The sequence below is a fragment of the Pseudomonas sp. WS 5010 genome, from assembly GCF_012985565.1.
In the GTDB taxonomy this organism is placed as follows: domain Bacteria; phylum Pseudomonadota; class Gammaproteobacteria; order Pseudomonadales; family Pseudomonadaceae; genus Aquipseudomonas.
On sequence record NZ_JAAQWQ010000002.1, the window covers coordinates 90,651 to 111,577 of the forward strand.

At 61.3% G+C, this 20,927-nt stretch carries 17 protein-coding genes; 4 read left to right on the plus strand and 13 right to left on the minus strand.

Translation table 11 applies throughout. The annotated features are described in order from the left end of the window. Window positions 1–42: 42 nt before the first annotated feature. Genes phzG through HBO11_RS05355 form a run of 10 tightly spaced genes read right to left on the minus strand, consistent with a single transcriptional unit; the run spans window position 43 to window position 10,780 of the window. Window positions 43–669: a phenazine biosynthesis FMN-dependent oxidase PhzG gene (gene phzG / locus HBO11_RS05310; RefSeq protein WP_275941748.1), complete on the minus strand. Its 627-nt coding sequence runs from the start codon at window positions 667–669 to the stop codon at window positions 43–45. A gap of 38 nt (window positions 670–707) precedes the next feature. Then, window positions 708–1,544, minus strand: a complete 837-nt coding sequence (locus HBO11_RS05315; RefSeq protein WP_169952913.1) for a PhzF family phenazine biosynthesis protein — start codon at window positions 1,542–1,544, stop codon at window positions 708–710. Between the two features lie 2 nt (window positions 1,545–1,546). Further along, window positions 1,547–3,460: an anthranilate synthase family protein gene (locus tag HBO11_RS05320; RefSeq protein ID WP_169952915.1), complete on the minus strand. Its 1,914-nt coding sequence runs from the start codon at window positions 3,458–3,460 to the stop codon at window positions 1,547–1,549. Continuing rightward, on the minus strand, window positions 3,457–4,080 hold the full coding sequence (locus HBO11_RS05325) for an isochorismatase family protein (protein ID WP_169952918.1): 624 nt from the start codon (window positions 4,078–4,080) through the stop codon (window positions 3,457–3,459). The genes HBO11_RS05320 and HBO11_RS05325 overlap by 4 nt, the downstream gene beginning before the upstream one ends. Beyond that, window positions 4,077–5,294, minus strand: coding sequence for a 3-deoxy-7-phosphoheptulonate synthase (locus HBO11_RS05330; RefSeq protein WP_169952920.1), 1,218 nt, complete (start codon window positions 5,292–5,294; stop codon window positions 4,077–4,079). The genes HBO11_RS05325 and HBO11_RS05330 overlap by 4 nt, the downstream gene beginning before the upstream one ends. A gap of 23 nt (window positions 5,295–5,317) precedes the next feature. Then, window positions 5,318–5,806, minus strand: a complete 489-nt coding sequence (locus tag HBO11_RS05335) for a PhzA/PhzB family protein (RefSeq protein WP_169952922.1) — start codon at window positions 5,804–5,806, stop codon at window positions 5,318–5,320. A 23-nt stretch (window positions 5,807–5,829) separates the two neighbouring features. Next, the gene (locus tag HBO11_RS05340; protein ID WP_169952924.1) at window positions 5,830–6,318 is read right to left on the minus strand and encodes a PhzA/PhzB family protein; all 489 of its coding nucleotides are present in this window, start codon (window positions 6,316–6,318) and stop codon (window positions 5,830–5,832) included. Between the two features lie 43 nt (window positions 6,319–6,361). Continuing rightward, window positions 6,362–7,462 carry a hypothetical protein gene (locus HBO11_RS05345; RefSeq protein ID WP_169952926.1) on the minus strand — a complete coding sequence of 367 codons (1,101 nt, stop codon included), beginning with the start codon at window positions 7,460–7,462 and terminating at the stop codon, window positions 6,362–6,364. A gap of 18 nt (window positions 7,463–7,480) precedes the next feature. Beyond that, complete coding sequence (locus HBO11_RS05350; protein ID WP_170058845.1) at window positions 7,481–8,746, minus strand: MFS transporter; 1,266 nt, start codon at window positions 8,744–8,746, stop codon at window positions 7,481–7,483. A gap of 9 nt (window positions 8,747–8,755) precedes the next feature. Further along, window positions 8,756–10,780, minus strand: coding sequence for a TonB-dependent receptor (locus HBO11_RS05355; RefSeq protein WP_170058846.1), 2,025 nt, complete (start codon window positions 10,778–10,780; stop codon window positions 8,756–8,758). A 162-nt stretch (window positions 10,781–10,942) separates the two neighbouring features. Between HBO11_RS05355 and HBO11_RS05360 the strand changes: the two genes are divergently transcribed. Then, window positions 10,943–11,878, plus strand: coding sequence for an AraC family transcriptional regulator (locus tag HBO11_RS05360; RefSeq protein ID WP_169952932.1), 936 nt, complete (start codon window positions 10,943–10,945; stop codon window positions 11,876–11,878). Between the two features lie 106 nt (window positions 11,879–11,984). Here HBO11_RS05360 and HBO11_RS05365 read toward each other — a convergent pair whose 3' ends face one another. The 3 genes from HBO11_RS05365 to HBO11_RS05375 form a co-directional block, all read right to left on the minus strand. After that, complete coding sequence (locus HBO11_RS05365) at window positions 11,985–13,328, minus strand: MFS transporter (protein WP_169952934.1); 1,344 nt, start codon at window positions 13,326–13,328, stop codon at window positions 11,985–11,987. 336 nt (window positions 13,329–13,664) lie between these two features. Continuing rightward, window positions 13,665–15,056, minus strand: a complete 1,392-nt coding sequence (locus HBO11_RS05370) for an FAD-dependent oxidoreductase (protein WP_169952936.1) — start codon at window positions 15,054–15,056, stop codon at window positions 13,665–13,667. Window positions 15,057–15,097: 41 nt separating this feature from the next. Next, window positions 15,098–15,448: a RidA family protein gene (locus HBO11_RS05375; protein ID WP_169952938.1), complete on the minus strand. Its 351-nt coding sequence runs from the start codon at window positions 15,446–15,448 to the stop codon at window positions 15,098–15,100. A gap of 134 nt (window positions 15,449–15,582) precedes the next feature. On the opposite strand from HBO11_RS05375, the gene HBO11_RS05380 reads away from it, so the two are divergent. The 3 genes from HBO11_RS05380 to HBO11_RS05390 all read left to right on the plus strand — a co-directional run bounded on the left by HBO11_RS05380 (window position 15,583) and on the right by HBO11_RS05390 (window position 20,864). Continuing rightward, a complete protein-coding gene (locus HBO11_RS05380; protein ID WP_169952940.1) occupies window positions 15,583–16,464 on the plus strand; it encodes a LysR substrate-binding domain-containing protein in 882 nt (293 codons plus the stop codon). Window positions 16,465–16,626: 162 nt separating this feature from the next. After that, window positions 16,627–18,345, plus strand: a complete 1,719-nt coding sequence (locus HBO11_RS05385) for a hydrogenase maturation protein (protein ID WP_169952942.1) — start codon at window positions 16,627–16,629, stop codon at window positions 18,343–18,345. A gap of 104 nt (window positions 18,346–18,449) precedes the next feature. Next, window positions 18,450–20,864, plus strand: a complete 2,415-nt coding sequence (locus HBO11_RS05390; RefSeq protein WP_169952944.1) for a DUF3772 domain-containing protein — start codon at window positions 18,450–18,452, stop codon at window positions 20,862–20,864. Window positions 20,865–20,927 lie beyond the last annotated feature (63 nt).

Sequence of the window (20,927 nt, forward strand, 5' to 3'; positions counted from 1 at the left end):
TTGCAGCAACCCGGTATTTCAAAGCGTGTTTATTGCACTGTCCTACGGCTGTAGCCGGCGATGTTTCCAGCCTTCGGCGCAGCGGTCATAGCGCAGCCGCTCATGCATCCGCCCGCTGCCGTTGGCCCAGAACTCAATTGACTCAAGGCACAACTCGAACAGGCAATATCCGGGTGGGCGTGGCAGCGGGCCGCCGACTAGTGCCAGACGCTGGGCTTGCGCGCGCAACGACTCAATATCGATGAGTTCTTCACTCTGGCGCGAGGCCACCGACATGGGGTGGGTTGCATAGGGCCGACTCTGCCACTGTGCGTCGGCGCGCTCCGACGAAAGCTGCTCGGCGATACCATTGAAAATGATCTGCTGACTGGTTTCACGCCAATACAGCACCCCCGAGGCCCAGGGATTCTCCAGTAGTTCGCGCCCTTTCTGGCTGCCGGCATGGGTGGCGAACACCAGGCCACGCGTACTGATTTCGCTGATCACGATGATGCGTGTCGATGGCCGGCCCTGGCTGTCGGCGGTGGCCAGAGCCAGCGCCCGAGGTTCGCGGATGCCCACGCGGCGTGCACGCTCCAACCAGTTGGCCAGCACGACCATGGGATCGGCGGGCAGCGTCTGGTACTCGGGAAACGGCGCATCCAGCGTGCCGGTGAGAGACTCCGACATACCTTTGCCCAGCAGGGGCTTGCCTTGTAGTGAAGGGTTCATAGCACGATGGTCCCCCGGCCGAACGTGACGCCATTGCCCGATACTTCAACCCGAGTCAGTTGATCGGCCCGGCCCTCAGCCCTGGCGAACATCAGCGACGGCCGGCCGATTTCCACGCCCTGCAGAATCTCGATCTGCTGGCCGAACTCGATCTGGCCGTGGCGTGCCAGGTGAATTGCCAAGGGCCCGGCCGCAGAGCCGGTGGCGGCATCCTCGACCACGCCATAGGCCGGTGAGAACATCCGGCTGCGCCACTGCCGCCCTGCGCCGGCAAAGCAGTTGATGGCCATGTCATGGAAGCTGGCAAGGGCACGATGGTCGGGGTGCAGCGCTGACAGCGCGGCAATATCCGGCAAGCCGACAAACACATGGCGCGGGCCGTTGTGATAGATCTCGATAGGAAAGGTCGAGCCGCTGATCCCCAAGGCGCTGAGCAATTGCGCATCGCGTCCCAAGGTGGTCCAGGTCGGTATGGGCTGGTCCATGCTGGCGGCGATGACACTGGTGTTGTGGCGCTCCAGTTCAAAAGTGATGGTGCCCATCCGGGTTTCCAGGTACAGCCGGTGATTGTCGGTCTGCGCACCCAACGCAATAGCGGTACCCAGTAATGGATGGCCGGCAAACGGCAGTTCGTTGACCGGGGTGAAAATCCGGATCAACGCATCGCCACCGTTGCGCGGCTTGAGCACGAAGGTGGTTTCCGACAGGTTCATCTCGCGGGCGATACGTTGCATTTGCGTGGACGACAAGTCATCGGCGTCAAAGAACACCGCGACCGGATTGCCTTCCAGAGGGACGCTGGCAAAGGCGTCGATGATGACGTATTGGTGCATGGTTATCTCCCGGCGGCCGAAGCGCTGCTGTCGACAGGTGTGTGGAGGAGGGCATGGCGTAGCAGGTCGGCGATGATGCGTGGGCCTTCCTGGGTCAGCAGCGACTCGGCATGAAACTGCATGGATGCAAACGATGGCCCACGCAGGGCATGTACTTCCCCGGTCTCGCTGTCGCGGCTGATTTCGACGGTTCCGATGCCGTTGATGTCCAGGCGGTCACTGCTGCTCTGGGCGGCGAAGGTGTTATAGAAACCGACCCGTTCGGCGTGGCCAAACAGGTCGATCTGTTTTTGCACGCCCTGGTTGGGAATGGCTCTGCGTTGCAGCTCCAGGCCCAGGCACAGACTCAGCACCTGATGACTCAGGCACACCGCGAGGAACGGTCGCTGCTGACGCAGCAAGGAGCGGATGGCCACGTGCAAATGGTCGATTTTTGGCAGTTGGGTATCGCTCGGGTTACCGGGGCCTGGGCCCATGATCACCAGGTCATAACCATCAAAGCTGTATTCGTCGCGCAAGCTGCACACCGTTACCACCAGACCCAGGGCACGAAGTTGCTTGGCGATCATCGAGGTGAAGGTGTCTTCCGCGTCGACGATCAACACCTGGCGCCCGTTAAAATCGGCATGGGTCTGTTGCCGTTGCTGGCTGTCCATCAGCCAGAAGTTGGAAACGTAGGCATTGCGGCTGGCCAAAGCCGCCCGCACCTGCAGGTGGCTACCGAAGCGCGAGGGCGCCTGGTTTTTCAATGCGCTAATCAGCCCGGCGGCCTTGGCCCGGCTTTCGGCAGCTTCGGTCACTGGATCAGAGTGGCGCACGATGGTCGAGCCCACGCTGATCTGCACCTGGCCGTTGCCATCGATGTCGGCGGTGCGAATCAGGATCGCCGAATCCAGAGTACGCCCCCCCTTGCCGTCGCTGCCGATCAGCGCAGCCATGCCGCTGTAGTACCTCCGGCCTTGTGGCTCATAGCGTTGAATGACCCGGCAGGCGCTTTCCAGTGGACTGCCGGTGACGGTAGGGGCGAACAGGGTTTCGCGCAGGATTTCGCGTACATCGCGCCGGGTCTTGCCTTCGATGAAGTATTCGGTGTGGGCCAGGTGGGCCATTTCCTTGAGGTAAGGACCGAGCACGCGGCCGCCGTCGTCACAAATGCGCGCCATCATTTTCAGTTCTTCGTCGACCACCATGTACAGCTCGTCGGCTTCCTTGCGGTCGGCCAAAAACTCCATGACCTCTGCCAGGTTGGGACCGGCGGGCGGATAGCGATAAGTACCGCTGATGGGGTTCATCACCGCAAGCCCCTCCTTGACGCTGATATGGCGCTCGGGGGATGCACCGACGAAGGTGCGGTTGCCGGTGTGGATGATAAATGTCCAATAGACACCTTTCTCCCGCTCTAGCAGATGACGAAAGAACGACAGGGCACTGGCTGGTCCGTATTCGCTGATCTCGGCGAGGAAGGTGCGCTTGATCACGAAGTTTGCGCCTTCACCGCAGCCGATTTCGTTGGTGATCACCTGGCTGACGATCTCGGCGTAGCTTGCGTCGCTGAGGTCGAAGCGCTCGTTGTTCAACTGGATGGGCACGTCGGGCAGCAGCCCCAGTAGCTGTTCGATGCCGATGGGCTGCTGTTCGGTGATTTTCATCGCCAGCAATGGCGACTGATCGTCCACGGCGTCAAAGCCACGCTCGGCAATCTGGCGGTAGGGAATCAGCGTCAATACATCCAGGCGAGGCGCGCCGATCGAGGTGGCGGGCAAGTCGATATCGGCCAGGACCGTGGGCTGCGACATCTCGCCTATCAACACGTCCAGCAGTCCCTGGCCGCCGGACTCCGGCCGGTACAGCAGGGCAAACGGCTCGGGCGCCGGTTGCAGGATGCGCTCCATAAGGCGGGCGGCGGCTTGGCTCATGACACCACCTCGTCAGTGGTGACGACCATGGCACAGCGGCTGGCGGCGTATTCGATGGCCATCCAGTGGTGTTCCTTGCTGAAGTCGGCAATAGCGTCGGCCACGAGGAACGGCTGGATATCGTTGGAGTAGGCATCTACGGTCGAGATCAGCACCCCGACATGGGCATACACCCCGCACAGGATCAACTGATCGCGCTCATTGGCGTGCATCCGCTCCAGCAGGTCGGAGTTGAAGAACGCACTGTAGCGCCACTTAGTCAGCAGCCAGTCGCCAGGCTTGGGCGTCAGGGCGTCGACCACCTCGCGGTCAGTGGCGCTGGCCTGCATGCCGGGCCCCCAGAAGTCCTTGAGCAGCCCGCGTTGCGCTTCGCTCATGCTGCCAGGCTGGGCGGTGTAGGCCACCGGCACGCCGTTGTCAGCCGCCCACTGGCAAATGCGCGCGGCGTTGCCCACCACTTCTTCACGCAGGGCGTCGGGCAAGGGCCGTAGGAAGTAGCGTTGCATGTCATGCACCAACAGTACGGCGCGCTCGGGGTCGATACGCCATTGTGCGAGGTTGACAGGCAGGTCGCGGGAGGTGGGTAGGGCATACGGGACGATGTTTGGAATGCCGGTCATGCGACAGTCTCCAGTGGGAAGTTTGCAGTGGGGGCTGCTTGCCAGCCGTTCCAGGCCATCACTGCGGCGAGTGCCTGCTGGGGATTGAGGCGTGGGTCGCAGAGACTGGTGTAGTGGCGGCTGACCTGGAGCAAACCTGCCGCGTCTGTCGCGCATTCGCTGACGTTGTCGGGGGTGGTTTCCAGGTGAAGGCCGGCGGCCACGCCACCGGCTGAAGTCACGGCATGCTTGAAGGTGCAGATTTCCTCGCTAATGGTTTGCACCATGCGGGTCTTGTTGCCGCAAGGGGCGACGATAGTGTTGCCATGCATCGGATCGCTCAACCAGATCACCGGATGGCCGGCTGCACGTACCGTTTCTACCAGCGACGGTAGGCGTTCGCCGACGGCCTGTGCGCCCATTCGCGCAATCAACGTCAACCGTCCTGGCTCGCGTTGCGGGTCGAGCCGTTCGCAAAGCCCCAGCAACTGCTCGCGACCCATCTGCGGGCCGACTTTGCAGGCCACCGGGTTGAGCACCTGGCTGAGCAGCGCCACATGCGCGCCGTTCAACTGTCGGGTGCGCTCGCCAATCCAAGGCCAATGGGTCGACCCCAGGTAGGCCCGGTGCTGGTGATCCTTGCGCAACATCGACAGCTCGTAGTCGAGCAACAGCATCTCGTGACTGGTCCACACCGGCGGGGCGCCTTTATCAAGATCGCGCGGGGCGTCCCAGCCCAGGTGACGCATGATGTTGCGCGCCGATGCATAGCCCTTGAGGATCCGCTGTGGGTTGGCCTGACGCTGTCTGGCATTCGCCGCATGACCGTTGACCATATCGCCGCGATACACCGGCAGCAGCTGTTCGCCGACCTGTTCATGGGGCTTGGATCGAGGCTTGGCATATTGCCCGGCAATCCGCCCGACCCGGATTACCGGGCGGCCCCCGGCCTTTTGCAGCGCCCCGGCGAGCGTCTCAAGCAGTGCGGTCTTGCGTGTCACGCTGTGTACCTGGTGGTCGTCGATGTCTTCGGCGCAGTCGCCGCACTGCATCACCAGCGCCTCGCCCGTGGCGACACGGGCAAGCTGTGCACGCAGTGCCAGGGTATCGCCAACCCGGATCAACGCCGGGCTGGCCCGCAGGCACTCCTGAACCTTGCGCAGGCACGACGGATCGTCCCAGTCGGGTTGCTGCAGCACCTCGCAGCGCTGCACGCGTTGCAATAAATCGTCCATTATTGACCCTGCTTGGCTGGCTATCAGGTGGGAATACCTTCGCGTTTGATTTGCGGCACCGTAATACTTAGTGCGCGCAGTTGCTGGAAGACGTTCATGAACTCGCGATTACGCTTGATCTTGCCGTCATCCAGCTCGAAGGAATGCAGGAAGTGGTTTTCGTAATAGCCGTCCGGGTAACCGGGGAAGAGGATCTTGCCGTGGCCTTTGCACTCGACCCAGAAGTGATTGGGGTCGTCGGTACCGAAGATCTTGATGTCGTACCATTCCCAGTCCGGAAAACACTTGAGCGACCAGACCGCATGTTCCGCGAGTTTCTGTTTACCGCTGATCACGATCGGTGCGCCGGTATCCGTCGTCCATAGACCGCCACTGCCATCTTCGACGAACAACTCATGTCGACGCAGGCGATCCTGGCCCTTGGTATTCATGTAGGTTGCAACGGTGACGCGATTCTTCTCGCGAAGATCGGAGGCGCCACTGAAGTCGGCTTGGTTAGTTGTGTCTGGCATCATCAATACTCCTTTGATGGTATTTAGACGGGAATGCCGTCGCGCTTTATTTGCGGCATGGCTATGCCTAGTGCGTGCAGCTTGGGCACAGGGTTCATGAACTCGCGGTTGCGCTTGATCCTGCCGTTATCGAGTTCGAATGAGTGCAGGTAGTGGTTCTCGCAGTAGCCTGGCGGATAGCCCGGGATCAGCACCTTGCCGCGCCCGTCGCACTCCACCCAGAGGTGGTTGGGGTCGTCGGTTTCGAAGATCCGTATGTTGTGCCATTCCCAGTCGGGAAAACATTGCTCGAGCCATACGGCAAGGCGTGCCAGGCTTTCGTGGCCCTGGAAAACCAGGGGCTCTCCGGTAGCCGTGGTCCAGTTTCCGCCGCAGCCGTCCTCGCTGAACAAGTTGTGGCGTTGCAGCCGTTCGGCGCCCTTCATGTGCATGTAGCGCTCGACGGTTGCGCGATTGATCCGACGCAACTGCAGGTGGTTTGCGAAGCCTGTCATTGGTGAGGTGTCCTGCATGATGTAAGCCTCCCTGTCTACCGCTGTCCTGGCGGGCATTGCGCTACGGCCTGTTCGCCAGGGCATGCCGGGTATAGCCGATGAAATTGAAGTCAGGCCTTAACGCGATGTGCGACGTCAGCGTTTGCACGTCACGCCAGCTTTTCTGCACCAGATTGCTGCTGAAGTGGGCTTGGGCGCCGCTCAGGCGGAAGATGCGGTTGACGGCGTCCAGAAGCAGTTGTGCAGCGAAGCTCGCATCACGGGCGCAACGTCCGATTTGCAGTGGTGATAACTCACCCTGGTCAATCGCCTGGCAACTGTTGTGCAGCAACAGGCCGCAGGTCTCCAGTGCAGCTTCCGCGCTGGCATAGGCCATGGCCACTTCACCCACTGCCTCGCTGGGGAGGCTGTCACGCCATTGCTCAAGGCACTGCCAGCCGGCCCCCAGGCCACAGGCCAAAAACAGCTGGGCATCGGCGGCAATCGGTGAGGCCCGGTACTGCGGGCCCTGGGCGTGGCGGGAACCACCTTTCATCAAGTCGGTTCTGGCGAAGGTCATATGCGTCGGTACAACCACTGCGTCCAGGATGATCGAGTGACTGCCTGTGCCCCGCATGCCCAGGGTTTGCCAATTGTCGAGGACTTGCCAGGTGCCGGCGGGAATGGCGGCGAAGCGTTGCTCCCCGTCATCGACCTCAATGCACAGCAAAGCCCAATCAGCGAAATCAACGCCCGAGAGGTAGTGCCATGTTCCCGTCAAGCGCCAGCCCTGGGCGACGGCCTCGACCTTGCCGGTGGAGCGGAACGAGGCACAAATGCGTACGTCCTGGCTGTCTCCCCAGATTTGCTGTTGTGCAGCCACTGGAAGGTAGGCTGCCATGCGCCCCACGACCGCCTGGATGATGGCGCACCAGGCAGCAGAAGGGCATGCCTTGGCCACAGCCACGATGCGCTGTGACAGTTCGACGAAGGTGCCGGGGTGCCCGCCCTGTTCCCTTGGCACGAAGTAGCGGGAAAAACCGGCGCAGGTCAGCGCCTCCACCACTTCGGCGGCCAGCACACCTTGCTGGTCGGCGTTCAACGCGTGGCGGGCGGCAACTTCACGGACGCGCTCAAGGGGTATCAGTTGAGCGAGGGTGCTCGGCGCTTTCAGCTCTTGCATCGGGTCATCTCCTTGAGTTTATTCAACCGACTGTGTGGGTGAGGGTGTTTGGCTGGCGGGTTTGCGCGGGGCGCGCAGGCTACAGCCGAGCAGGTAGGCCAGCATCAGGCCAAGGGCGGCCAGCAGGCAGCCGAACAGGCCGCTGTAACCGGTGTGGTCCAGTAACACGCCGGCGAGAATCGGCAGCAGCGTGCGACCTGCTACGAACAGACTCGACTGGATGCCGTAGTCCAGCGCCGACAGCCCGGGCCGTACGTGGTACATCATCAAACCGAACACCAGGCCGCCGCTGGCGCCCATCATCAGGGCCACCAGCAACGCCGCGACGGCCATTGCGTCAGGCCCCCAGCAAAGCAGCGTGCTGGCGGCCAGCGTGCCCAGCGTCAGCAGGTTGCCGGCCGCAAACAAGGGCAACGCAACGCGCACTCCCCACTTTCGCGATACATAGCTCCCGGCCAGGCTGGAGAAAGCGGCGACCACCCCGCCACCCACGCCGACAATCTGTGCAATGCGTTCAGGGCTGAAACCCTGGTCGAGCATCAACGGCTTGAGGAACACCCAGACGGTGCCGATCAACGGGAAATACAAGATCAGCAATACGGTCCAGGTGCGGTGCCCGGGTTGTGTAAACCACGCCAGCCATTGCCCCATGCTGGGCCTGGATATAAAGGCGTCGCGCTCTTCGGGAACAGGGCAGGCAAGGGTGGTCGGTGTTCGCAGCAGCGGGAGCAGCAGCACTGCCGAAAGCACCCCGAGAGACAAAACGTACAAGGGCGCGGCCCAACCTGTACGGCTGTGCAGGATCAGCATCAGGCCACCGCCGATGATTGCCGCCAGCGAGGTGGCTGTTGAACGAATCGCACCGGCCTGCATGCGCTGGGTTTGCGGCAGCATCCGGATGGCCAGCGCGTTGATGGGCAAATCGACCCAGGTACCGAAGAGGCTGACCGCCATGGCTAGCACGAACAACAGGGCAAATGGTGTCTCAGCCAAATCATGGAGGCCCAGCAACAGCAGGGTGGCGATGTAACCCACGCCCAGCAGCATTCCCCAATTGCGATAATTGTTCCGGCCTACCTGCCAGCGGTCGATGGGTGTCGCCAGCAGGAACTTGCCCAGCGCCGGCAACCCCGTCATCTGCATCAGGCCAATTTGTGTAGCGCTCCAGCCGTGTTCGCGCATCACCAACGGCAGGCCGATGAACAGATAAATCAACGGTGCCGTCAGGGCGAGGTTGATCCAGCCGATCAGCAGCTGTCGTGGCCACCAGAAAGTTGTGTTCATCACCACGCCTCACATGCGCCAGGTCAGTCGCGCGCCGACTTCACGTGGCGGGCTGTAGATGGTGTAGTAGCCGGCGTTGTAACCTTCGGCGTCGTACTTCTTATTGAGCGTGTTGTTGGCATAAGCCGCCACTTCCCACTGGCCGAAGGGATAGCCCACCACCAGATTCAGCAGGCCGTAGCCATTGCGTTCGTAACGGTTGCCGGCATCCAGGTAGATCTTGCTGGTGCCCACCACGCTGCCTTGGGCATACCATCTCTGTGGCGCGGTGTAGCGCAGGTCTACATGGCCATTCAGTCGGGGGGCAAAGGTGTTGTAGTTGCCCGCGTAGTTGGTCGCACCGTCCTGAAAACTGTCGTAAGTGGTGTGGTTGAAGGCCACGCCTGTGGTCACTTGCCAGCCGGCACCGAGCAGATAGTCCAGGTCCAGCTCTACGCCCTTGGACGTCGCCTTGGCGGCGCTGGCGGTGTAGATCACGCCCACCGCCGGCTGCATTTGCACTTGCATGTTGTCGATTTTCATCACGTAGGCCGCGAGGGAGTAACGCAGCTGTTTGTCCAGCGCCCAGCCTTTGAGGCCGGTCTCGTAGGACCAGATATCTTCCGGCGAATAAGAGGGGTAGTTGAGCCTGGAAACAAAGATGTTATAGCCGCCGGCGCGTACCCCTCGGCTGGCACTGATGTACCACTGGTTGGAGGCATTGATCTGGTACTGCAGGCTCAGCTTCGGCGAGACATAGGTCCAGTCCTGGCTGCTGTGTCCACCACCGGTGGGGGTGATGCCTGCCGACATGCGCTCGATGCGCGCGCCCGCCGAAACGCTCCAGTCATCGTTGAGCGGCACATTCCAGTGGGTGAACAGGGCCACCGAATCTGTCTTCAAGCGGCCGCCATAATCAGAGAAGACGGGGCTGCGCAGGGCAAAGTTGCGCAAGTCGTTGTTACCGTGATCACCGTATAGGCCTACTAACCAGTCGGCCCGCCCCAGTTGCCCCTCCACCCGGAACTCCTGCGACAGGGTGCGCATATGGTTGTCGCGCCCGATGTACAGGCGTTCTACCGGCATGAAGTCGGAGTCTTGCAGGACCTTGTCCTGGTAGTCGTTGTAGGCAGTGATGGAGCGCAGGCGCAGGCCCGTATCGAACAGGTGCGAGGCATTGATCGAGAAGGTCTGGCCCAGGGAGCGGTTCCAGCTGGGCGTGGTGGATGCAACGCGGTCGCTGGGCTGGCCGGCATTGCCCCAGAGCGCCGCACCATCGTTGTAATCCTGACGGGTGTAACGGGTGACCACTTCATCGGCGTCGGTTGGGGTCCAGCGCAGTCCCAGGTTCAGGTATTTGTGGTGGGTATGGTCCTCATCCCCGCCCGTATAGGTGTTATGAATGAACCCGGACTGCCGTGCGATCGAGCCGGAAACGCTGCCATACAAGGTGTTGGCAACCAGCGGGCCACTCAAGGCGAAGCGCACGTCCCGCTTGTCCCGGCTGCCCAGCTCGGTCGTTACCGTGGCCCGTGGGGTATCTTCCATCTGCTGGCTGTGGATGGCGACCACGCCGGTCTCTGCATTGCGCCCGTACAAGGTGGACTGCGGTCCACGCAGTACTTCGACACGATCCACATCTAGGAGGCTGTTCTCGAAGCCCTGTGCCATCAATGTGGGAACGTCATCGACCAGCAGCAGTACCGAGGAAGAATAGGAGTGGATACCGGCCGTCACGCCGCGCATCACCGGTGCTTTCATACCGGCCTGGCCAAAGGGCTGGAAAGACAACCCGCCAATGCGACCCTCCAGTTGCTCCATAGTCGTGATGCTCGATTGCTCAAGATCCTGGCCATCAATCACCGCGACACTGGCGGGTACCATTTCCAGCGGCCGCTCAATCTTGTCGGCCGTCACCACCACGGAGGGGAGGGCGATGCTGGTTGCATTTTCGGCAGAGTCCGACGCGGTTTGTGCATAAACAGCTGCCGGGCAGGCAAGGGCAGACAACGCAATGAAAACGGTGCGCAGCACCGAGTCAGGGGCATAATTCATGTGGTAGCCAGGCCCGAAATAGGCGCTAATTAAGGTCGGGCCACTATAGGATGCCAATGCGAATAAATCTTGTTACACTTTTTTGGAGGTCCGGATTATCTGTTTGGCATTTCGGAGATCTCCCCCCGTCATTGGGTAAGCGCAACACAAGGAATGATGAAAATGAGCTATCGGTTTTCTTCCACGGACAGGGCCGCACCTTCTCGCCTGGGGCAATCGCCTTGGCGTCGCTCCCAGTTACCGGAAAGCCTGGGAACCTGCTTCAGTGACTCGCTGACATTCGAGGATGGCCTGGCAGTGACCTACTCCAGTTTCAATCCAAACTTTGACCTGGTGGAAGTTGGGTCGTTTGAAGGGGAGCGTGCCCTGACGGTGGCGATTGCGTTGTCCGGACAATCGAGCAGTACCGGTATGGACGGGCAGCGTTACGACTTCATAGGCGGCCATAGTACCGTCGCCACCTACGGCAGTTTGCGGGGAGAGCGGTGTTATCCGGCCAAACAGGCTATCCGCCAGTTGCGTCTGGTGGCCAAGGCGCCACTGCTGCAGCGGTACGGCTTGGAATACTTGCTGTTGGACAATGCCAAGGACCTGTCGGCCAACCATTTATTTTGCGGCAAGCACGGTGCGGCCACCCAGAGGCTGGCCGATTCATTGGTCCATCTGCACGACCAGGCTGGAGGGCTGCTCGATATCCACATTGCCGCACTCGGGTTGCTGTCGGAGCAGATCCGCCCGCTTGCCCCCGCGCCAACGCCTGTAGAGGACAAGATCCGCGCAAAAGACCAGGATTTGATGCTGAGCGCACGGGATATCCTGATGAGCCAATTCGATCGGCAATTAACCGTCGGGTATCTGTGCGCTACGTTGAGCACCAATGAATTCAAGCTTAAACAGGGCTTTCGCAAGGTGTTTGGCACCAGCCCTTATCGCATGCTCACGGATATCCGCATGGCAAAGGCCAGGGAGCTGCTGGAGTCGGGCATGTATGTGTCTACGGTGGCGTACAAGGTCGGGTTTCAACACCTTTCGAGCTTCAGCGCTGCGTTTGAAAAGTATTACGGGCGCACCCCCAAATCATTGCGCCAGGCAAAATGACCGGTCCTGCGGCCCCAAGTGCCTCATAGGCCAGGCCTGACGCATGGCCGGAGCAGGCCAAGGCGACCGTCTCCATGCCTGCGCTTGGGTCTTGCAGGGTTGGCGATCAAGAGGCAGTGCTGACCCTGGCCGGCGGCGTCGGGGTTGAGACCAACTGCGGGTTTTCCACGGTCTTTGGCCGGCTGTTCCAAAATGGCACCAGCATCAGGCTGGCCAGCAGGGCCGTGGCGGTGAACACCAGGAATACGGTGATGGTGTCGAAGTAACCCGGCAGCAAGCCGCCCAAAACCGCACCGACCGAACCACAACCATTGACGAAGCCGGCAGCCGAAGCCGCGCCGTGCTTGCTGCCGAAGTCAATCGCCGCCGAGCCACAGATCATCGAGTCCGGCCCGTAGAGTGTCAGGCCCATCATAAATAGCAGGCCGACCACCATGTACAGGCTGCCGCTTTGCATCGCGGGAACAAACAGCGCCAGGCAGATAGTCAGCAGAACCAGGCTAAGGACACAGGCGGGCACACGACGCGCACCGAAGTATTTATCCGATGCAATACCGATGAGGATGGGGCCGACTAAACCCGCAAGCTCAAAAGAGGTAGGCACGATTGCAGAGGCTACCTTGCCGATCTCGGGCATGCGCTCGTAGATAATCACCGGTCCCCACAGCAGGATCGCGTAACGGGCGGGCTTGAGCATGAAGTAGGCAAGGCCGAGCACCAATACCGTACGATTCTTCATCACGATCCGTAAACCGGCCCACATGCTTTCCCGTGGTACTACGACGTTACTGACCGGTTCGAGCTCGACTTCTACAGCCGGCAGGCCTACGTCTTCCGGACAGTTGCGTTGCAGGAAAAAGAACAGCACGGTCGCCACCAGCACCACGATCGCGCTGCTGATGAACGCTACGCGCCAGTCGTGATAGACCTGGTAAGCCCACCAGCCGGCAAATGGGGTAGCCACCAAGCCGCCAAAGGCGTAGGAGGTGCTCCAGTAGCCAAGTACGCGGCCGCGTTCTCCCGTACTGAAGAAGCTGCTGACGTTCTTGCACAAGCCTGACCACCCGGTCGATTGCGCAAGACCCTGAATGATCATGCAAGACGCGAAGATCGGCAGGGTGGCGTAGGTCCCCATCAGGAGCGCTGCCCCCGCCGAAATGGCCAGGCCGCTCAAAACTACGATCCTGGGGCCGAAACGGTCCGAGAAGTTTCCCCAGAGAAACTGACCTATGGCGTAGGCGGCCAGATAGAGGGCGTCGAGGTTGGCCATCATGGTCTTTTCGAGCATAAAGCCTGGGTCTTCGCCAATACCAAGCTTGGCGACGGAGAACGCCTTGCGGGTGAAGTAGAAGGCGGCATAAGCCACCCAAGTGATCAGGAAAACCTGCACGCGCCAACGCTTGAGGGAGTGCCAACTGCTTGCAAGGACCGACGGATTATTTTTGTTCATGGTGTTCTGATCCCGTAAAAGGTGCCAGACAGCGCAAAAGAGGATTTTTTTGTTTTTGTTTTTGCGGTACGAGCCCGTCCAGGCCCACGGCATCGATCAGATGGCCGTGAGAATGGAGTCAGGCTGTCAGTGGTAAAGGGCGCCTTGTCGCCAGCAGGCAGGGCCTGCTGAAGGCTCGGGGGGGCAGTAGAGGTGCATATCCAAACGCAGTGTGGGTCATGATCTTCTCCAGCAATATTATTGTTGTGAGGAGTGATGCATGGAGCCGATAAAGCCATCGCTGAAACGGTGGCTAAGATCGTTGTGGTGCCTGTTATGCGGGCTGACTGAGGTGGGTCAACCCTTGTCGGCCTTGCCGGCGGCGGCAGCGAATTTGGCCAGATGCACATCGAATCGACGAGGGTGCCGGTTGTGGTCTTCGGCATGCTCTTTACGCCGAATGGCGTTGCGCACCATCAGGGAGCCGAGGTAGCGGATCGGTTCGGGAGGGAAGTGGCCTAGCGGGCCTTGCAGCAGTGGCGAGCGCGTCCACGGGTTGTCCAGGCCCAGCACCAGTGACGAGAGGATCTGCCCGCCCATATGGCAAGGGCCAACGCCGCTGCCGGAATAGCCGAAGCCATAGAAGACATTGCCTCTTGAGCCCATGCGGCCGAAGAACGGCAGCCCCGTGACTGATCTGTCGGAGGGGCCATTCCAGGTGGCGGCAATACCGACGTCGGCGAAGTCCGGAAAAAAATCCTTGAGTGTGTTGCGCAACAGTCCTGCATAGGGCGACGGTTGGTCGAACACCGGCAGGATACGTCCGCCATACGCGAAGGTGTTGCCACCTTTGCCGAGCATGATCCGACCGTCCGGGGTGTTGTGGTAATAGTGGACGAATATCCGCGAGTCCAGAACCGTGACGCCGTTGGTCAGGCCGATTTTTTCCAGCAGGTCAGGCCGTGGCTCGGTGATGATCATGTCGCTGGAAACGATCGCCACAGAACGCGCGAATTGTGGAAAAGCCCTGGCCATCCAGGCGTTCATCGCCAACACGACCCGGTCGCACGTTACGCTCCCGTTGGGGGTATGGATGATGGCTGGTGCGCCTTCTTCCAGGCGGGTCATTGGCGAGCTTTCATAAATACGCACGCCCAGGTCCAGGGCCACTCGGCGCAGCCCGCGGACCAGCTTGCCCGGCTGTACGCTGGCCGCCGCTGGCGAGAACCAGCCCTCAAGGTGGCGGGTCGAGCCAGCCAGGCGTTGTGCATCGGGCAACGCACATTTGGAAAACGAGTTGATACCGTTGCGTTCCAGCGCGGCGATCACCCCGTCGGTGGAGCCGATCTGCGCACGGTTGGTCGCCGTGTAGAGCGTACCGTCGAGACGGTACTCGGCATCGACCGCGTACTTGTCGCAAAAGCGGCCGATGGCGTAGATGCTTTGCTCCGACTCCTGGACCAGGCGTATTGCCTCTTGGGTGCCGAACAAGCGCTCCAGGGTGAAGTACTTGGCCGACCAGGACAGTGCGCACCCGCCATTGCGCCCACTGGCACCGGCGCCGCAGATATCGGCCTCGACAATCGCCACGTCAAGCTCGGGGTTCTGCTCCTTGAGCATGATGGCAGTCCACAGCCCGGTATAGCCTGCGCCAACGATGCAGACGTCGGCGCGCGTGTTCTGGCGCAGGGGCGGGCAAGGCGCAGCGGGTTGATGTTTTAAGGCCTGGTCCAGCCAGTAGGGGCGCATAGGGTCGTCTCCGTTGGATCGTTACGAGGCAGGTTTATGAATCAGTCGCACGCAGCGACTACGATCATTTCCACGCGCCAGCCGGGGTCGATCAATTGCGCCAGGGTGCAGGCACGGGTGGGTGCGTGGCCGGCAGGAAAAAACTCATCCCAGATCCTGTTCAGCCCTGCATAGTCCTCGCGATCGGCGAGCAGAATGCGCACCGAAAGGACCCGCTCGCGGCTACTGCCGGCACTGAGCAGAAGTTGTTCGATACCCAGGAGCACTTCAAGGGTCTGCGCTTGGATATCTCCCCCGAGGTCTTGGGCAACCTGCCCACCGATGTACAGGTGATGGTTGTAGCGGACCATGTCCGAACGGCGTTTTGATACAGCGAAACGTTCAACTTCCATAGCGCATTCCTTGTAAGCGGCTGGGGCGTAACGGCTTGGGCATCTTGTGAAAAACATGCTTGCAGTTTATTTTCCATAAATGAAATCGATTTAGCGTATGCATGAATAAGCTGAAACTATAGATAGGTGCTGCAATGACGATCTCCCATACACAGCTCAAGGCCTTCCATGCGGTCGCGATGAACGGCAGCTTCACCCGGGCGGCCAACCAGCTGTGCCTGTCCCAACCTGCGGTGTCAGACCAGGTTCGCAAGCTCGAGGACTACTACGGGGTGATGGTGTTCTACCGCGACAAGCGCCTGGTGCGCCTTACGGAGGTGGGCGAGCGGCTGTTCGGCCTGACTCAGCGCCTGTTCGATATCAGTATCGATGCCCACGACATGCTGACGGACTACCGCACCTTGTCGACGGGCACGCTGAACCTGGCCGTGGATGCGCCGGTGCATGTCTTGCCCTATGTCTCTCGCTTCTGCAGCCGATACCCAGGTGTGGATGTGAAGATTGAGACCGCCAATACCGATGAGGTCCTGCAGCGATTGTTCGGCCATCAGGCAGACATCGCCTTGCTGGGGCGCAGCATCGACGACGATCGCCTGCTGACGCTGCATCTGCGCAGCGATCCCATGCTTGTGTTCGTGGCGCATGACCACCCCTGGGCCCAGCGTGAATCGGTTTGCCTGGCCGACCTGGACAACACTCCCATGGTTTTACGCGAGCAGGGCTCGGTCACGCGGCTGTCCCTCGAGGAAGAGATGGCGACGGCGGGCTTGCGCATTCGCAAGGCGATCGAAGTGGAGGGGCGTGAAGCCGCGCGCGAGGCGGTAGCCATTGGCATGGGCGTCGGTGTCGTTTCTGCGGCCGAATTGGGCTCGGACTCCAGGCTTCGCGGGTTGCCGATCATCGATTGTCAGCGCCAGTTCACCGAGACATTGGTGTGCCTGCGCGCGCAGAGCTCCCGGCGTATCCTGACGACCTTTCTGGACCTGGTTCGAGAAGGGCTGGACGGGCACGATTGATGCCCTGCGTGGCAACCCCCGCAGCCGATCAACCACTGGCTGACACAAGATTGATCTCGGTCATCTACCCTTCCTGACACTCCCTCTACCCTTGGGTTTCCATAAAAGGCCAAGGATGGCTCAAGGAGCCTGCGGCCATGCATTCTCAAGGAAGAGTCAGTCATGCAGTCATTGAAGATTATGTTGTTGTCGTCGGCGTTCAACGGCTTGACCCAACGGGCCTGGCTGGATTTGCGCCAGTTGGGCCATGTGCCCAGTGTGGTGCTGTTCACCGATGAAGCCACGGTCTGCCGGCAGATCGAGGAATCGGCGGCGGACCTGGTGATCTGCCCGTTTCTCAAGGACCGGGTGCCGCAGCAGCTCTGGAGCAATCCGGATCGCCCGGTGGTGATCATTCATCCGGGGATTGTCGGCGACCGTGGCGCCAGCGCACTGGACTGGGCCATCACCCAGCAGGTCAAGCGCTGGGGCGTCACGGCCTTGCAGGCGGTGGAGGAAATGGACGCCGGCCCGATCTGGTCGACCTGTGAATTCGACATGCCCGCCGACGTGCGTAAATCCGAGCTGTACAACGGCGCGGTGAGTGACGCGGCGATCTATTGCATCCGCGATGTAGTAGAAAAATTCGCCCGCGGTTTCGTGCCGGTGCCCCTCGACTACACGCAACCTGACGTCATCGGGCGTTTGCAGCCGAACATGAAGCAAGCTGACCGCACCTTCAGTTGGTACGACTGCGCCCGGTTCATCAAACGCACCATCGACGCCGCCGACGGCCAGCCCGGTGTGTTGGCGAGCCTCGCTGGCGGCCAGTATTACCTGTATGACGCGCATCTGGATTCGCGCCGGGGTACGGCGGGGGAAATCCTTGCGGTACAGGATGACGCGGTATTGGTCGCGGCCGGTGATCATAGCCTGTGGGTCGGCTCGCTCAAGCGCAAGGCCCAGCCCGGCGAGGAAACCTTCAAGTTGCCGGCCCGTCACGTGCTGGCTGGGCAACTGGCGGGTGTACCGGTACTGGACGGCTCGATTGCCCACCAAGGGTTCGATGAGATGGCGTATCAACCGATTCGTTATCAAGAGTCCGGTCACGTTGGCGAATTGACCTTTGAGTTCTACAACGGTGCCATGAGCACCGAACAGTGCCAGCGCCTCGTCGCGGCACTGCGCTGGGCCAAGGCGCGGGACACCCAGGTGCTGCTGGTCCGGGGCGGGCGTGGGAGTTTTTCCAATGGTGTGCACCTCAACGTGATTCAGGCCGCCGAGGTGCCGGGGCTGGAGGCCTGGGCCAACATCCAGGCTATCGACGATGTCTGCCAGGAACTGCTGACAGCCCGGCAACTGGTGGTCAGTGGCCTGACAGGCAGCGCCGGAGCCGGCGGTGTGATGCTGGCGCTGGCGGCCGATGTCGTATTCGCCCGGGCGGGGGTGGTGCTCAATCCGCATTACAAGACCATGGGCCTGTATGGCTCCGAATACTGGACCTACAGCCTGCCGCGCGCGGTCGGCAGTGAAATCGCCCACAGGCTCGTCGAGCAATGCCTGCCGATCAGCGCCTTCCAGGGCCGCCAGTGGGGGATGATCCAGGATATCGGCCCACGCTGCCCACGGGCATTTGGCTCATGGTTGCTGCAACAGGCCAGCGACGCGTTGACCGATGAAAAGTACGCCCTGCATCGCGCGCGTAAAGCCCAGATGGACCTGGAGCAGATTGCACACTTGCGCGAAAACGAGCTGGCACAGATGCGCTTGGACATGGTGGAAAACCGCCAACAGTTCGCCGAGAAGTGCCGCAACTTCGTGTTCAAGCGCAAGACCTGCCAGACCCCGCAGCGCTTGATGGCGCCGTGGGCATTGGTGCCCAAGGCCACGCTGGTTGACTGAGAGGAACACCCCGCATCTACTCTTTTGCCGCCAGGGCGGAATTTCCTTTCGGCCCTGGCGGTCCATAATGCCAATGGAAAAAAGACAGAAAGGGTGAATTGTTGATGCGGCGAATTTATAGGGGCGTCATCTGCCAGGCCTTGCTGGCCATGGTTTTGGCTATCAGCCCGGCGGGATGGGCAGAGGCGGGCGCCACACCGGCGCCAGTCGAGGTCGTCGACAGTTTGCCGCTGTTGCCCGAAGACGCCGACCTCAAGCAGCTCAGCCAGCAGCTTGAGCTGATTCGCCAGAGCGTGCCGGTCAGTACCAGTGACGAAAAGCTGGCGGAGTTTCGGCAGGGTGCGCTGCAGGTGCAACAGCTGGCCGCGGCCTTGCTCACGGTGCGCGCCACCGAGATGGAGCGCCTTGACGATCAACTCAAGGTATTGGGCGCGGCCCAGCCCGGCGAAGCGCAGAGCCTCACCGAGCAACGGGATGCCCTGACCCGCAAGAAGAACAGCCTGCTTGAGGATGAGCAGCAGGCCAAGCAACTGAGCCAGACGAGCCGCGACCTCGCCGCGCAGATCGTCAACCTGCGGCGCAATCTGTTCAACTCCCAAGTCACTTCACGTACCGACTCGCCCTTCAGCCCCACCTTCTGGTCGACCCTGATCCGCCCCACCAGCGAGGACCTGCAACGCCTGGACAACCTCAAGGCCGAAGGTATCGTCGCCCTCAAGAGTGCCGTCAGCCCCGAGAACCGCTGGGCGTTTTTCAGCACACTGCTGGCGGCGGTGCTGATCTGGAGTTTCGGCCGGCGACTGCTGGAGCATCTGCTCACCTGGGCAATGATCCGCTGGCTGCCGGAGGGGCGCCTGCGGCGTAGTACGTTGGCGGTGGCGGTGGGGTTGTCGTCGATCCTGACGATCATGGGGGCGGTCTCGCTGATGCGCTGGGGGCTGGAGAGCAACGCGGTGTTGAGCGAAAACCTGGCCCGGCTTTCCGATCACCTGGTCACCCTGGCCACGTTCTGTGCGTTTATTGCGGGCCTTGGCCGCGCCTTGCTGATGCTGCCGCGACCGTCCTGGCGGTTACCGGCCATTGCCGATGAAATCGCCAGTGCCCTGGGGCCTTTCCCGGCGATTCTGGCGGTGGCGCTGATGCTGGTGGCCACCGAGGAGCGCATCAACAACGTCACTGGCGCCAGCCTGGCGCTGACCGTGGCGCTCAATGGCCTGACGGCCCTGACCACCGCGTTGATCTTTATCGCCGCGATGTTGCGCGTGCGCCATGTGCGCAAAAAACTCGAGCTGCCGCGCCCGGGCGGGCTCGCCGGTATGCTGCCCTTTGTGGCGTCGATCTGGGTGGCGGTGATTGTCCTCGCGTTGTTCACCGGGTATCTGTCCCTGGCCTACTTCCTTACCGTCAAGCTGCTGTGGGTCAGCGTCGTGGCGGCGTCGGCCTACCTGCTGATCGCCTTTTTCGGCGACGTCTGCGAAACCCTGCTTTCGCCCAAGCAGCCCAGCGGCCTGGCACTGGCCAATGCCCTGGGGCTGTCGCCACGGCACCAGGCCCAGGCCTGTACGGTGCTGGCGGGCGTTGGCCGTACATTGCTGCTGCTCACCGCCGTGATGGCGGCTTTCCTTCCGGCAGGCTCCAGCCCCAGCGAATTGCTCCAGGGCTTCAGCCAACTGGGCGAGTCCAGCAAGACCCTGGGCAACCTGCACATCATTCCCCAGGACATCCTCATTGCGCTGCTGATGTTTGTCATCGGGCTGTTCGCCGTGCGCACCTTGAAGCGCTGGCTGAGCGAGCGGCTGCTGCCGGAAACCAACATGGACGCCGGCATGCGCGCCTCCCTGGTGACCCTGGTGGGTTACCTGGGCTTTGTGCTGCTGACTCTGTTGGTGATGTCGATCCTGCGGATCAACCTGACCAGCCTGACCTGGGTGGTCAGTGCCTTGTCGGTGGGCATCGGCTTCGGCTTGCAGGCGATTGTGCAGAACTTCATCTCCGGGCTGATCCTGCTCACGGAGCGGCCGGTGAAGGTTGGCGATTGGGTCAGCCTGGGGGGCGTGGAGGGCGATATTCGGCGGATCAACGTCAGGGCCACCGAGATCCAGATGTCCGACCGCTCGACGGTGATCGTGCCGAACTCGCAATTCATCTCGCAAAACGTGCGCAACGTCACCATGGGCAACGCCCTGGGCGTGGTGGGCATTACCCTCACGTTGCCGCTGGATACCGATGTATTGAAGGTTCGCGAACTGCTGATGCAGTCGTTTACCGAGCACGAGGCGATTCTCGATACGCCGGCACCCTCGGTCACGTTCAAGGACCTGGCCAGGGACGGCCTGATCATTGGGGTCAGCGGCTACGTCAACAGCCCGCGCTCGGTGTCCGGTACCCGCAGTGACTTGCTGTTCATCCTGCTTGCGCGCCTTCAGGAAATGGGCATTACGTTGTCTTCGCCCCAGAGCTTGGTATTGGTTCCGGGAGAGGGAAGCGCAGTGGCGGGCGATGTTCCTGTAAAGCCATGACGAGGTAGCGCTGCGTGACAATAAAAACCCCGATAACTGTGATTGCTGCGCTGTTGTTCTGTT

Bases quoted from the DNA above. Each gene is read 5' to 3' on its own strand.
- HBO11_RS05375 (WP_169952938.1), bottom strand. From the start codon at position 15,448: ATGGAAGTTGAACGTTTCGCTGTATCAAAACGCCGTTCGGACATGGTC.
- HBO11_RS05340 (WP_169952924.1), bottom strand. From the start codon at position 6,318: ATGCAGGACACCTCACCAATGACAGGCTTCGCAAACCACCTGCAGTTG.
- HBO11_RS05360 (WP_169952932.1), top strand. From the start codon at position 10,943: ATGAGCTATCGGTTTTCTTCCACGGACAGGGCCGCACCTTCTCGCCTG.
- HBO11_RS05350 (WP_170058845.1), bottom strand. From the start codon at position 8,746: ATGAACACAACTTTCTGGTGGCCACGACAGCTGCTGATCGGCTGGATC.
- HBO11_RS05385 (WP_169952942.1), top strand. From the start codon at position 16,627: ATGCAGTCATTGAAGATTATGTTGTTGTCGTCGGCGTTCAACGGCTTG.
- HBO11_RS05380 (WP_169952940.1), top strand. From the start codon at position 15,583: ATGACGATCTCCCATACACAGCTCAAGGCCTTCCATGCGGTCGCGATG.
- phzG (WP_275941748.1), bottom strand. From the start codon at position 669: ATGTCGGAGTCTCTCACCGGCACGCTGGATGCGCCGTTTCCCGAGTAC.
- HBO11_RS05345 (WP_169952926.1), bottom strand. From the start codon at position 7,462: ATGCAAGAGCTGAAAGCGCCGAGCACCCTCGCTCAACTGATACCCCTT.
- HBO11_RS05325 (WP_169952918.1), bottom strand. From the start codon at position 4,080: ATGACCGGCATTCCAAACATCGTCCCGTATGCCCTACCCACCTCCCGC.
- HBO11_RS05315 (WP_169952913.1), bottom strand. From the start codon at position 1,544: ATGCACCAATACGTCATCATCGACGCCTTTGCCAGCGTCCCTCTGGAA.
- HBO11_RS05365 (WP_169952934.1), bottom strand. From the start codon at position 13,328: ATGAACAAAAATAATCCGTCGGTCCTTGCAAGCAGTTGGCACTCCCTC.
- HBO11_RS05320 (WP_169952915.1), bottom strand. From the start codon at position 3,460: ATGAGCCAAGCCGCCGCCCGCCTTATGGAGCGCATCCTGCAACCGGCG.
- HBO11_RS05390 (WP_169952944.1), top strand. From the start codon at position 18,450: ATGCGGCGAATTTATAGGGGCGTCATCTGCCAGGCCTTGCTGGCCATG.
- HBO11_RS05330 (WP_169952920.1), bottom strand. From the start codon at position 5,294: ATGGACGATTTATTGCAACGCGTGCAGCGCTGCGAGGTGCTGCAGCAA.
- HBO11_RS05335 (WP_169952922.1), bottom strand. From the start codon at position 5,806: ATGCCAGACACAACTAACCAAGCCGACTTCAGTGGCGCCTCCGATCTT.
- HBO11_RS05355 (WP_170058846.1), bottom strand. From the start codon at position 10,780: ATGAATTATGCCCCTGACTCGGTGCTGCGCACCGTTTTCATTGCGTTG.
- HBO11_RS05370 (WP_169952936.1), bottom strand. From the start codon at position 15,056: ATGCGCCCCTACTGGCTGGACCAGGCCTTAAAACATCAACCCGCTGCG.